This window comes from Paenibacillus sp. M2 (assembly GCF_046713495.1).
GTDB lineage: Bacteria > Bacillota > Bacilli > Paenibacillales > Paenibacillaceae > Paenibacillus > Paenibacillus amylolyticus_B.
The window spans coordinates 3,239,016-3,252,418 of sequence record NZ_CP169648.1 but is presented as its reverse complement, the minus strand read 5'-3'; the positions used below and the strand labels follow the sequence as shown (position 1 = coordinate 3,252,418).

Below are 13,403 nucleotides of genomic sequence, written 5' to 3'. Positions count from 1 at the left end.
TCATATGCAATATACCGATATTATACCGTTCCCATATGCCCAATACGACCCGGTCCAACAGCCTATTTTCTCCCTCTAAAAAGATGACTTCTCCAATTTCTCCGGTGTTCCGACCCTTTCCGCAGCGAAAACCGGCGTGTTTGTCTGCCATTCTTGCATGGCAATAGTTTCAAGCCCAGCAAGAAGTACAATGCCGATCCCATGGGTATCATTCAGATTCCAACCCAGTTCATGCTTGTAATAGTGATTCATGAAGGAGTAGCTGGAGCCACGACATACGCCGTATACATTGCCTCTTTTATCAATTGTGCGCTCCGATAGCCCCTTCCACCCTTGATACGCCGCTCGTGCATAGGGTTTCGGATCTAAAAGCCAACCCTTTCGCACCCCTCGGGCATACGCATAGATGAACATGGAGGTACAGGAGGTTTCCTCATACGACTCCGGGTCCGTTAATACCTGATGCCACAGTCCGTTTCTGCCCTGCAATGCCAAGTACCCTTCACACAATTCCCTGTAGAACTGATTGAGAACTGTATAGGATGGATGATCATGAGGAAGGGCCGTCAGCAGCTCCGACAAAGAGAACAGTACCCAGCCGTTGCCTCGGCCCCAAGGGGTCCCTGTTGGCTCACCTCGCTCCACATCGAATACATGGGACATGATTTGACGCTCTGGAATATACAGATACTTTTTATACAAAAGAACCTGTCTTGCCGCTTCATCCAGCAGCTTATCGTCACCCGACCATTCGGCGTATCTACACAGGAACGGGATGCTCATATACAGATCATCACACCACATCGTGTTATCCATTGATCTGGAGACACCAATCTTGCGGTATAAAGTTCCATCTTCCAGACGGGACTGTTGATGCAAAATATAGTCAGCGATATGAGCTGCCGTCTCTGAAACGCCGTCTAACTTGCGTTCCCGATCGGCAAGCAACATGGTGGCGCCGAAAGATCCACAGTCGTCCAGGCTGTCGATATGGGAGAGCTGATTATTCAGCCCAGCTGCACCATAACGTTCTCTGTCCCATAAGGAGTAGCTGAAACGTGAAGAGGCAAATTCAATGTGATTCAGCACGTAATCTCGAATATCCGATCGTTGACCCACTTTGCCAAGCTGAAGCAATCCGTATAACGTGACGCCCAGGGGATAGTTCCATCGGCCGAACCATTCATTTTCCAGAAATGGACGTACCTCTCCGTCTGGCAGCTCTGTTCGCCAGTATACCTCTTCACCTGTTCCGCTACGAGCAGTCCTCTTCATCTTCTGGCAGGAAGCCAGATCAATCTCCTGTTCCGCTTGAAAAGGACCCAGGTACAGCCACTTGCCTCTGTGCCCCTTCACATCCAGTGCGGGTGTCAACATCTCATCTGTAGTTGCATCCATACGGAATCCCCAATCCCGGTCTCCACCTACACAGTTCGCTGTCAGATCTTGCACGTCAGCTGACAATGGCAGTTCGAAGCGAAAGCGTCCGGCATGCTCTTGATGGAATACCACCTTGCCCTCCACCGAGAATTCAATCGGGCTGTAGGCCTCACCAGAGATTAGCACAGTCTCCTTGCCACATTTCTTACCATCTATCTTCGTCCATGCATACGCAGACATGCCGCTGGTCAGTCCATACATCCGTGCCAACTGTCCATAAGGCGATGCCTTCTCGGGGTCTTCCTCCCGAGGCAACCAGTTAACGCCAGTGGCCTTCTCTCGCATGGGGCCAGAAGGAATTTCCGACAACGGAAAATCCAACGGCTCGCTGTAGAGCCAGCCTTCTTCCCCATCTCGTTCGAGCGAAGGCACAATGAAGTGAAGTGGTTTGTTCTTCCGGGAGCCAGTGCCAAACTGGCCTCCTCCCCCCTTCTCCCCTAATTTGAATTCAAGAACGAAATGATTCCAGCCTCTGACCAGTCCACATTTCAGTTTCAGAACAGGAATCGCTTGATATTCCTCTTCAGGTGCAGAACCATAGATCAGCACGCCATTATGATATAGCCTAACAGGTCCGAAGCAGGTGATATGAAAAATAAATTCCTGATCACTGTCACTCCACAGTTTGGCCCATGCATAGACCTGTTGTCCTCTCTGCATGTCGGGGAATAGATCCTCCAATGGAAAATCATAGCGGTGATCATCGGACTTGCGCACAAGTCCTGATCTACTTACCCTGTAGACCGGGGGATGCGGAGGATTGGCTCCAATATACCTTCCCGCAATGCTCATCAGGGCGTGAATAACGTCTTCACCACTGTGATAAGCCATGCTCTCCTCCGGTTCAAAATACACAGGTCTGCTCATGTCACTTCTCCCTCCCTTTGTGTGTGGCAACTCTGCTGTTCCAACCACCCAGCACTTCGTCTATGGAAATCGGCCGATGCTCTTCCACAGATCGCCACACTGCTTCTCCAGCGGCAACGGAATAAGCGCCGTCTTCAGCGCCAGACAGAATTCGGTAAGGGCGTCTCTTATCTTCGCCGAGGAAAATATCCTCCAGCAGCAGTGGATCTCCTCCTCCATGTCCGCCTTCACGATGAACAACATGGATCGTTTCTTTTGAACCAAAGAGCGGAAAGTAATCGATCGTCTGGACGGGTGTGGGAAAAGGCGTCCGGGCCGGCATATGATACTCCAATGTTTCTAGCCTGCCCTTCGTGCCATTTATCGCCAAACGGTACCCTTCGTAAGGAAGTGAGAAATTGACCGAATAACTCATCAGCGCGCCGCCACTATATTTCACGGTTGCGGCATACGTGTCTTCAATCTCAATGATGGAATCGAAGATACACTGGTCGGGGCGGTATGAAGTGTATGGAAACTCCTGCTGGCTTGCTGTACCGAGCTGGTTCAGATGGTCATCCGGTACCCGGATCTGACGACTGCGGGACGTCCAGCGGGAATAATAGGCACAATCTTCTGAGACATGGCATGTACGGCAATGTCTTCCGTCCTCCTGTGCCGGGTTCCATTCACCTTCAGCCCCGTAATAGTTCAGTGCTCCATAGGCAAAAACTTCAACTGGCTTTTGATTGATCCACCACTGGACCAGATCAAAGTGGTGGGTACTTTTATGGACAGACAGTCCGCCCGAGAATGCCCGTTCACGGTTCCACCGTTTAAAATAACTGGAGCCGTGATGGGTATCGATATACCAGTTAAGGTCGATGGAAGTGACGCGACCGAGTTTCCCCTCCTGAATCAATTCCTTGATGCGCATGTGGATCGGCATATACCGATAATTGAACGTTACGATGACGTTGCCATTACTTCTTGCTTCTGCTTCCAGAATGCGTCTGGCATCAGCTCCAGTAGTCGTCATCGGCTTTTCGGTGATAACATCGAGATCCCGCTCCAACGCGGCAACAATATAGTGGGCATGGGTATCGTCCCTGCCAGCCACGATGATACAGTCAGGCCGCGTCTCATCGACCATAACCTCGAAATTCGAAGCTCCATATACTGCTACTTCTGTGTGCTCAGGAAAATGGGCGCGATAGACTTCAAATCGTGCAGGATCGGTATCCAGCAAAGCGACAACCTCTGAATTATGAGAGAACAGCTCATGAATTGGTTTTGCAAATTGTCCCAATGCTCTGCCGCTGACCCCGCATAGGGCATATCTCTTTTTCATTTTCTCACCTTCTCATACCATTCCTGTACACGCTGGGTGACCACTTCGCCCCCGGAAGCATTCCATTTCTTCACATATTCATCATAAGCCTCGATCGGCAGCTCGCCGATGACAATCTTGGTCAATACCTCTTGAAACAACTTGTGAGACTGGATATCAGGAAAACCTTCATACACAGAGGCTGGCAGACCGTCACCGGCAATTTGCCGCGCATCGGCAGTGCTGACTTTGAACATGTCTTTGACCATTTGCTGCTGATCTTCCGGATATGTCTCTTCAATCCGCTTGTTCATGTCTTCTGCTGTGGTCAGATTCTTCATACCCAAGGCAAGCGGTTTGTTGTCAGCAGGTGGAAGAATGACTTTGCGTCCATCCTTGACTTCATGTTGCTCACCCTCAAGACCGAAGCGACCAAACTCATCATTTTCAGGATTATAGAAGAAGTCCAGCAGCTTCAGCGCATTTGGCGCATTATCCTGTTTGGTGGCTGGGATCATCCATTCCGGTTCACCCATGCTTTTCTGGGTGACAAAAGCTTCAAACCCTTCTGCTTTGGGCAAGGGCATTGCTGCAATGTAGGCATCTGGAGCCTGGGTCAGCATCGCATTGTACCGATCTCGCACATTTGCAGGCAAATGGTACCAGCTGCCTACGAGGTTATTATTGATTTTGGCCTGCCACACTTCCCCTTTGTTCAGGAAGGTTTCATTGTCAAGCAGTTTTTCCACATATAACATGCGAATGAACTTGATTGCTTCCCGCATATTGTCGGTAGTCCCTGCGTACTGGATTTTTCCATCGTATTCATCCCATTCGGGATACCCTTCCCACATCGCTACCCCGTACATCGCAAACAAATGGTCCATCCATCTGCCGAATTCCCTTCCGCTTGTTGGCAGTTCATCCGGTTTGCCGTTGCCATTCGGGTCCTTGTCACGGAAAGCTGTGAGCAGCTCGACATAATCATCAGTGGTCTTTGGCATCTCCATGTCCACCTTATCCACCCAATCCTGACGAATTAACGGTGCACGTTCAGGCACAAGGAATACCTTGGGCACATAATAGATTTTGCCATCAGGGGAAGCAGAGCGAACGATATCCCAAGCTTCCTGAGGAATACTCTCCCACACATGGGGTGCATATTCAGGCAGGAGTTCATCCAGTGGTAACGCGCCTCCCTGCTGAATCAGTGTCTGCTCAATGCCTCCAATCGGACGCAGGATATCTGGCAGTTCATCGGAGGCAATCATCAGGTTCAAGTATTCGGATGGCTCCGAACCGGGAGGCGTTGTAATGAGCTCATACTGGACTCCCGTCTGTTCAGCAATGTATTTCACATGTGGATTATCCGCAGTTGGCAAGCTGCCAACGCCCATATGGCTTTTGAATACTTTGGCTTTTGCAGCTCCACCACTGTCTTCGCCGTTACCAACGTCATTTCCGGAACTTGTAGTCGCTGATCCACAACCAGCGACCAACAGCATGGCTAGACTGAGCATTAGCGGCATCATCTTGCGGGTCAGTTGTTTTCTCATGAAATCATCCCCCTGAACATGGTTTATTCTTTCAGTGATCCGAGCAATGAACCTTTCACAAAATACTTCTGTAGATAAGGATACACCAAAATAATGGGAACGCTTGCAAAAAGTATCGTCGCTGCCTTTAACGTGGTTGTATTGAAGTTGTAATCCCCAAGAAACATATTTACCTGGGCCAGTTCCTCCGGGCTGGTTAAATACGCTCGCAGCTTCATCTGCAGAGGCCATAGCCCTGGATCACGTAGAAACAGTACCGCCCGCTGGAACGTGTTCCAGTATCCCACCGCATAGAACAGACTGACCGTAGCCAGAACCGGCTTGGATAGCGGCAAATAAATCTGAAACAGAATCCGGAAGTCATGGCAACCGTCGATTCGGGCCGTGTCATCAAGTTCTTTGGGCAAGCTCATGAAAAAGGTACGCAGAATGACCATATTAAATGTGCCAATTACACCAGGAATAATCAGGGACCAGATGGAATTCATCATGCCCAGCTCCCTTACCGTCAGAAAAAATGGAATCATCGGGGCATTAAAAATCATCGTAATTACAATGCCCAGCATCACTTGTTTGCGAATCATGAATTCTCTGCGCGATAACGGAAAAGCGGTCAACACTGAAAATAACATACTAAGCGCAGTACCCACTACCGTAATGAATACGGTTACACCGAACGATTGCCATAAGCCCGAGCTTTGTAGAATGTGTTTCCATGACGCGAAAGTAAAGCCAACGGGCCACAGAAATACTTCTTTGGAGTCTGCCGCAACCGGCGAACTCAGGGAAACCGCAAGCAGATGTAGCAACGGAAGGAGCATCGTAAAGGCCGCAAGTGTCAGGAAAATGTAGTTGGCGGTTTGGAACAGCTTTTCTCCAATCGTCTGCTTGATCATTACCACAACCCCTCTCCTGATTTTCTCGCTAGCCGATTGAAGACCCAGAGCAGAATGAAGCCAATCACCGACTGAAATAGACCAATCGCTGTTGTTACGCTATATTGCCCTTGCAGGACACCAGAGCGGTATACGTACGTTTCAATGATATCCCCTACCGAGTAGGTCATCGGTGTCAGCAGGTTATAGATCTGATCAAAGCCAAGTTCCAGGAAATTGCCGATATTCAGCAGGAACAGGGTTAAGATCGTCGGGAACAACGCAGGCAATGTAATGTAGATCGTTTGCTTCCAGCGGTTCGCTCCGTCCATCACTGCCGCTTCATATTGCGTGGGGTCAATACCACTTACCGCAGCGAGGTATATAATCGTTCCCCACCCTACCTCTTTCCAGATGGAGGACAAGACAACAATAGGTCGGAAATATTGCTCCTGCTGCATATACAGGATCGGCTCGAACCCGAACCATCCACGGACAGCGTTTACAAAACCACCCGAGGCTAGCACCTCAAACACGATCCCCCCGACAACAACCCAGGAGAGAAAATGAGGCAGATAAAACAGACTCTGCAAAAAGCGTTTGGCAAGCATTTTTCTCACTTCGTTGAACAATAGCGCTAGCAGGATCGGAGCAGGAAATCCGATCACCAGTTTGTATAAGGCAATCAGAGCTGTGTTCCGAAGCACATGATAGAAGTCCTGATACGTAAAAATAAACTTGAAGTTATCCAGGCCAACCCATGGACTGCTCCATATGCCTTTCATAATCTGAAAGTTCTGAAATGCAATCACGCTTCCGCCAAGTGGAATGTACTTGAAAATAATATAGAACAAAATGCCGGGCAGGATCATGACATACAACATCCAGTGTTTTCGAATGTTACGCAGATAACTTGGTTTGACGGGTTTGTTGACTGTAACCCCGGGTTGCAACGTTGATGTTTCCGACAGCTCAGCCATACGATCGCAGGCCCCCTTTGACAGAATGATGGTGAATGACGAGCAGGCTCCTCTGTTCACATGTTAAGCGAGAGCTGGGTCAGCAAACAATCGTTCAATCAGCCATAGCATGAGCCAATCGCTTGCGTGACGCGGGTTTGCAGGATCGGTTCATTCACTGGCGGAATGGTTGGTACTACATTGGCAATAAAAAAAGCCGCCATAAGGCGACCTCTTAAGAATCAATGTTTGTTGTCCTTTACCATATGTATCTAGATAGTCCACGAGATCTTTTTCGGAGAGTTAACGACCCGCTGTCATTGGCATCTTTAATTTGTTCATGGGTAATGAGTTTCCCTTCTTCGTTAAATCCCTTCATTACATATGGGATAGCGGCTGACGGAGGAAGGAAAACATACCAGATTAGACGTCCCGAACTCACCTCAACCAGTTTCGCTTCGGTCTCAATCACTTTTCCATCGTCCTTGGTCTCTACATATAAACGTTTAATGGATGAATCTTTAATATTACCAAACAACATGGGAAACGGTGCCGAAACTTTATCCAACTTCGGTATACTCATATAATCCAAAGCAAACTTGGTGTGTTGACCCTCACTTATGGAATAACCTCCACCCCATACCCATTTCCATCCAAACATGTTCTTGCGGGTATACTCCATTTGAAGATTACTGTTGTTTTCCCGCCCCTTTTTTTGTGTGAACAAAATCATGCCTCCGTCTACAGCCTCCTGATGAATAAATTGGGAGGTATAAAACTCACCTCTAAATTCCTGAACTGCCCTCTCAGGACTGTTCGCTATAGGAATCTGTATAGGTTCACTTAATCCCCAAACTTTAGATATCCGTTGATCGGCTAGGCCGCCTGCACGTTCATTCATATACATATATGCCAGGACTGACAAGGGCGACAGTAAAACTACCATAGCCGCGATTAGCAGAATTCTCCTGTTACGTTTGAACATCTCCAATTGCACTCCTTATAATCACGATGAGATATTAAATACAATCACTCTAATATTACCATAATTAGCATATGGATTCTTGTCCGAGTCCAATTCGTCCAATCAAAAAAAGGTCGCCAATGGCGACCTTTTAAGTATTCATCGAAGCTATTCTCCCAGAAAGATGACTTCGGTTTCCAATTCAACTTGGAACGTATCATATACTTTCTTCTGAATAAATTGGATCAGATCCATATAATCCTGGGCAGTAGCGTGATCCACATTTACGATAAAACCTGCATGCTTCATGGAGATTTCTGCACCTCCGATGCGAGTGCCCTGCAAGTTACAATCCTGAATCAGTTTACCGGCAAAATGTCCTTCGGGTCGTTTAAATACACTTCCACAAGAGGGGAATTCCAGCGGCTGTTTGGATTCTCTCAGGAACGTTAATTCCTTCATTTTGCTTGCAATATCTTCCTTGTTTCCTTTTTTGAGCCCGAATTCGGCCTCCAGTATGATATAGTGATCCATCTTGAAGAGACTATTTCGATATCCAAACTTCATCTCTTCTCGCGGGATCTCCAACACTGCACCGTCTTTGGTGATCACAGTTGCACGTTCAACAACATCGGCGATCTGACCGCCATAAGCACCCGCATTCATGTAAAGTGCGCCCCCCGTGCTGCCGGGAATACCGCAAGCAAACTCCAAACCAGTTAAGCTATGCTCCAAAGCAAGTCTGGATACATCAATGATATCAACACCGCTTTGGGCAATCATGCTGTCCTCACTCACTTTAATTTGATCGAAATGACTAAGGGAAATGGTTACACCACGGATGCCTCCATCTTTAATGATGACGTTGGAGCCTTTGCCAATAACCGTCAGCGGCAATTGATGTATGTTGGCAATCTCTACGATTTTAGTGATTTCGTCTATCGTTGTTGGATGGATGAGGATATCTGCTTTACCACCAATTTTAATAAACGTGTGATTTTTTAGCGGTTCATTAAATTTCACTTTTTCCAAAGGTATGTGTTGCTCAAAAATATTCATGATTTTCTCTCCCTGCGTTCTCAAAAAGAACATGATTCCTCTATTTTAAATGGAAAAGCACTCACATTACAATCCATCACAGTTATTTCACTTCACTGAGCCGTATAATGTATCCTTTCTTCCCTCTATTCTGATATATGATATTCACCTAACCATGAGGGATGTTACTTTCTCAATTCGTATGAGCAAAAATAAAAAAACGCTACGGACAACTTCAGTAGCGTTTAGTGTGTATCTCAATTTAATTGTTGTGTAAATCAAGGTTTTACGTGGTTGGGATATCCGTATCCGTCATCTCCACGGACAGTTTCCATAGACGAAGAGCTTGCTCAGGATCAATCGCATATTCCTTCACCCCGTAGAAACCTCCATCTTCGGGAGCCATTTCACTGATGTCACAATCCTCGCAGTAGACACCGCCTTTTCCCTCAAGCTGAGGTGAAGTTGCTGCCCAGACTTGCGTCGCTGCCCCCTGCTCAGGTGTTTTGAACGCAGGGTTGGCCACTTGTCCAGATTCATCAATCCAGCCCAGCGCAATCATTTCCTCTTTGGGCATATGACGCTGTAGTGGTGTCATAATTCCGCCTGGATGAACGGAGAAAGCCCGTACTCCGTGCTCTGCACCTCGACGATCCAACTCAACGCTGAATAAAATAGTTGCTGTTTTGGACTGTCCATAGGCAGGGAATTTCTCATAGCCATGTTCAAATTGGATGTCATCCCAACGAATAGATGAAAAATGATGTCCCGCTGATGCCAAGGAAACAACACGTGCTCCCCCTTGACTAGTGAGTGCTGGCCATAACAGATTAGTCAGGGCAAAGTGACCCAGATGATTTGTTGCAAATTGAGCTTCCCAGCCAGGACCAACCCGCGTCTCCGGGCAAGCCATGATGCCCGCATTAAGAATCAGCATGTCGATGTTGCGATCACTCGCGAGGAATCGCTCGGCAAAAGCACGAACGCTGGATAAATCAGCGAGGTCCAATGCATCTATTTCAACACCTTCCAGACCCGAAAGTGCTTCCTTCGCAACCGCTGGACGACGTGCAGTCACCACTACACGGGCTCCCGCATTAACAAGCGCATGTGTCGTCTCCAACCCGAGGCCGGAATATCCACCCGTTACAATAGCAAGCTGTCCTGACAAGTCCAGATCTTTCAATACCTCCTCCGCTGTACTGTTATGGTTGAAGCCAGAGCCTGTTTTATGTTGTAAAGTTCTAAAATTATTTTCCTGTGTCATTCTGTTCATCTCCTTGGCAATATTTCTTCTTCTTCAAAGTCTACACCCTAGAGCGTACTCTAAGTCAAACGGAAGTGAATACATCACCTCGCAACTTCTCCGTGCAATCTGCAAAAGTAAAAAAGCCGCCAGTTGGCGACTTTCGTTGAAAACATTATAGTCATCTAGGTTACGAATCACCCTGAACGGTGGATAACGAAACAAGGACCGGACTGCCGAAATCAGAGGCCTCTTCTCCTTTTGGATTATGAAGACGGAATAAAAATGCGTCCCCTTCTTCTGATTTCCAGACCATATAATCGCTAATTCCTTCTTCACCAGAGGCCTGAAGATAGAGCTCGGCATAACCAAGCGGGTGTTCTACCAGTTCTCCACTATAATCGGATACCTTACCGGCTTTTTTTAATTCTTCTTTACCCGCTGTCTCCAGTTCTGCCAGATTATAATCCGAAGGCAGTGGTTCAATATCCACATAATAGTCAGCATTACTAGTCAGTGACAGACGGCCTTGAGCAGCATCAAATGTGAATTTCTCGAATACGTACAAGGAAAATCCTTCTCCTTGTTGCAAAGTCGCTTCTAGTGATTGATTGCCATCTGCCGTCAACATTTCAAAACTTTCGGTCTGTTGACGCTTCGTTTCATTTCCTATTGAAGGTGCTGGAGCAGATTCACCTACTGGCATTGATGGTTCAGGGATAGCCGAGGGTTCATTACTACCAGAACAAGCTGTAAGTGTTAGAACTATAACGATTAACGAGATACTCATCATAATAGAACGTGGTTGAAACATCAGGTTCATTCCTCCCTGTCTATATTCTGCGCTTACACATGTTATTACCCATGGCAGAGACTCGGAACCCATAGGTCCAACCTATGAGTTTATCCATAATCAGTATTTCCCTTGATCCCTTCCAGTTTGTAAAATATGGAGAAAACCTCAAGGAGTGATGAGCACATGGAATTCTCAGTAAAGCAGCTGTTTGATAAGGTAGCCCAAGATTATGATGTGCAGCGAAAGCAGCTTATCCCTTGTTTTGATGATTTTTATGGAATGGCTCTGGACCTAATGGAAAGCCCGATCGATTCTCCACGTATTCTTGATCTGGGTGCAGGAACGGGACTGCTCTCCGGATTGGTCCTGCAAAAGTATCCCAACGCGCGATTAACCCTGATCGATATTAGTGATCATATGCTCGAAGGAGCACGTCGAAGATTTGCTGATGCGAACCAAGTGCAGTATGTGGTCGGGGATTACTCCAAGTACGATTTCACCAGTTCCTACGACATGATTATTTCCTCCCTGTCTATTCACCATCTGACCCACGCTGACAAGAAAAAGGTGTTTGACTCTGTACATAAGCTGTTAGAACCAGGCGGATGCTTCATCAACGCAGATCAGGTTCAGGGAAGAACCCTCGATACGGACACCTATTACCGCCAGCGCTGGTTGGAAGCGATTCAACAAAGTGGTTTGTCTGAGGAAGCCATCTCGGCTTCGATCGAAAGACGCAAGGTGGATATCAATGCCACGCTGGAGGATCAATTGAAGTGGTTGGAGGAAGCGGGGTTTCGTGTGGCAGATTGCATGTACAAGTACTTGGACTTTGCAGTGTTTTATGCGCAAAAATAAAAAAAGACCGGATTATGAGCAAGCTATGCCGTAATCCGGTCTTTTCACATATTTTTCATTCTAGATCACTTATTTCAGCGATGCTGGCAGCTTAACGCCGAGAAGTTTGCCTTCGGCTTGGATGATGATCATTCCGTTTGTCTTCAATGTCGTGTTGTGCAGATCTCCCCCGGTAGCGACTCGAAAAGCTGGCTGACCCGTCATCATGTTGAGGGCAAGCAGGGTGCCGTTACGTTGCGCTCGATACATTCCTTTACCGTAAACATCAATCTGAGAAACCGGGGCATCACCATGCCACTGAACCTCCTGACCATTAGCCAGCTTAATGCCTTTAAGTTCACCTGTCTCGAGGTTTTTGTACACCATCCGTTCCTGTACAATGCCAAGTAACTCCATTTTGTCCCCGTAAGGTTGGTGAAACGTTCGAATTGGCGTAGTTTCCGACTTGGTTGTACTCAACGAATACTCCGCTATGTTGTCCCCCTGCGCAATGTACAGTTTGTCTTTATTGACAAGTATATCTCCTCTACCATTCATATACGGTGGGTCACCCGGCATGGTCCACCTGTACTCCTGACTTCCTTTCAGCACACCGGTCTTCAGGTTGTACGCATTAACTTTCCATTTGCGTTCAGGTGAAGACTCGTCATCTTCCAACATTGGAGAATAAAAATCCACCGAATACACAAGACCGTCTTTGATCTGAATACCTTCCCCCTGACCAAAATGACCCCATAACTTCTTGCCCGTTTTCTTGTCAAACGCATTAAGTTGAACGGATGTAAGTGCCCCTTGGACAAAAAAGGTTCTCAGTACAACACCATTAGACTCTTCAAGATATTCAGTACCGTGACCTTCGCCTAATGGCTCATCTGCCTTCCAGCGCAGTTTGCCTGACTGGATATCCAGTGCAAACGTTGTACTCCCCTTAATCACGTAGAGGGTATCCACCGTTGGAATCAGCACTTCCGTACGTTGAACCGTATCAATCCAGGTGGATGTTCCTGACTGCCATTTGGCTTTGCCTGTCTTCGCATTCAAGGCATATGGCTTGTGATCACTGGTAAGTCCGTAGAGGACGCCGCCTTGATAAGTAATATAAGGTGTCAGTTCTTTGCCGTAAGTCCACAACCGTTTACCTGTTGTCGCATCAAGTGCAATCAACTTCGATCCAGCAAACGTGAATACTTTGCCTTCTTCTGCAATGGCATTAGCTCCGATGTACGTCTCGTTCATATTCAAATGGTTATCTACTTTCGCTGTCCAAGTAGGTTTCAGTTCAGGCACTGTGATGCGCTGATACGAGTACCAGTTACGGATGGATACATCCGATGCTTCAGCATGTACCTGAGATGGCAACACGCCGATGACTCCGTGAACCATTAATATTCCGGCAGTAAGGCCTGCAACGATGGGTCTGCCTGCTCTTCTTTTCCATTGCTTAGTCGTTTGACGTTTATGTCTATTAGTCATAGATAATGAATCCTCCTGTTAA

General features: G+C 47.3%; 11 protein-coding genes. 1 reads left to right on the top strand and 10 read right to left on the bottom strand.

What is annotated here, in order from left to right; translation table 11 throughout:
* Nucleotides 1-75: 75 nt before the first annotated feature.
* The 9 genes from ACETMN_RS14875 to ACETMN_RS14835 all read right to left on the bottom strand — a co-directional run bounded on the left by ACETMN_RS14875 (nucleotide 76) and on the right by ACETMN_RS14835 (nucleotide 11,068).
* The gene (locus ACETMN_RS14875; protein ID WP_411736289.1) at nucleotides 76-2,307 is read right to left on the bottom strand and encodes a glycoside hydrolase family 105 protein; all 2,232 of its coding nucleotides are present in this window, start codon (nucleotides 2,305-2,307) and stop codon (nucleotides 76-78) included.
* A gap of 1 nt (nucleotide 2,308) precedes the next feature.
* Nucleotides 2,309-3,637 (bottom strand): Gfo/Idh/MocA family protein, encoded by a 1,329-nt coding sequence (locus tag ACETMN_RS14870; protein ID WP_091016418.1) that lies wholly within the window; start codon nucleotides 3,635-3,637, stop codon nucleotides 2,309-2,311.
* On the bottom strand, nucleotides 3,634-5,172 hold the full coding sequence (locus tag ACETMN_RS14865; protein ID WP_411736288.1) for an ABC transporter substrate-binding protein: 1,539 nt from the start codon (nucleotides 5,170-5,172) through the stop codon (nucleotides 3,634-3,636). Before ACETMN_RS14865 ends, ACETMN_RS14870 begins: the two co-directional genes overlap by 4 nt.
* Nucleotides 5,173-5,195: 23 nt before the next feature.
* The gene (locus ACETMN_RS14860; protein WP_083679484.1) at nucleotides 5,196-6,065 is read right to left on the bottom strand and encodes a carbohydrate ABC transporter permease; all 870 of its coding nucleotides are present in this window, start codon (nucleotides 6,063-6,065) and stop codon (nucleotides 5,196-5,198) included.
* Between the two features lie 2 nt (nucleotides 6,066-6,067).
* Complete coding sequence (locus ACETMN_RS14855; RefSeq protein WP_091016421.1) at nucleotides 6,068-7,027, bottom strand: ABC transporter permease; 960 nt, start codon at nucleotides 7,025-7,027, stop codon at nucleotides 6,068-6,070.
* 238 nt (nucleotides 7,028-7,265) lie between these two features.
* Nucleotides 7,266-7,991 carry a hypothetical protein gene (locus ACETMN_RS14850; RefSeq protein ID WP_091016423.1) on the bottom strand — a complete coding sequence of 242 codons (726 nt, stop codon included), beginning with the start codon at nucleotides 7,989-7,991 and terminating at the stop codon, nucleotides 7,266-7,268.
* A 147-nt stretch (nucleotides 7,992-8,138) separates the two neighbouring features.
* Entirely contained in the window at nucleotides 8,139-9,029 is an 891-nt protein-coding gene (murB, locus tag ACETMN_RS14845; protein ID WP_091016425.1) for a UDP-N-acetylmuramate dehydrogenase, read from the bottom strand.
* 265 nt (nucleotides 9,030-9,294) lie between these two features.
* Complete coding sequence (locus tag ACETMN_RS14840; RefSeq protein WP_091016427.1) at nucleotides 9,295-10,275, bottom strand: SDR family NAD(P)-dependent oxidoreductase; 981 nt, start codon at nucleotides 10,273-10,275, stop codon at nucleotides 9,295-9,297.
* A gap of 169 nt (nucleotides 10,276-10,444) precedes the next feature.
* Entirely contained in the window at nucleotides 10,445-11,068 is a 624-nt protein-coding gene (locus ACETMN_RS14835; RefSeq protein ID WP_091016428.1) for a hypothetical protein, read from the bottom strand.
* Nucleotides 11,069-11,233: 165 nt separating this feature from the next.
* Here ACETMN_RS14835 and ACETMN_RS14830 point away from each other — a divergent pair, with 165 nt between their 5' ends.
* Nucleotides 11,234-11,908 (top strand): class I SAM-dependent methyltransferase, encoded by a 675-nt coding sequence (locus ACETMN_RS14830; RefSeq protein WP_091016429.1) that lies wholly within the window; start codon nucleotides 11,234-11,236, stop codon nucleotides 11,906-11,908.
* A gap of 69 nt (nucleotides 11,909-11,977) precedes the next feature.
* Here ACETMN_RS14830 and ACETMN_RS14825 read toward each other — a convergent pair whose 3' ends face one another.
* Nucleotides 11,978-13,381, bottom strand: coding sequence for a PQQ-binding-like beta-propeller repeat protein (locus ACETMN_RS14825; RefSeq protein ID WP_091016431.1), 1,404 nt, complete (start codon nucleotides 13,379-13,381; stop codon nucleotides 11,978-11,980).
* Nucleotides 13,382-13,403 lie beyond the last annotated feature (22 nt).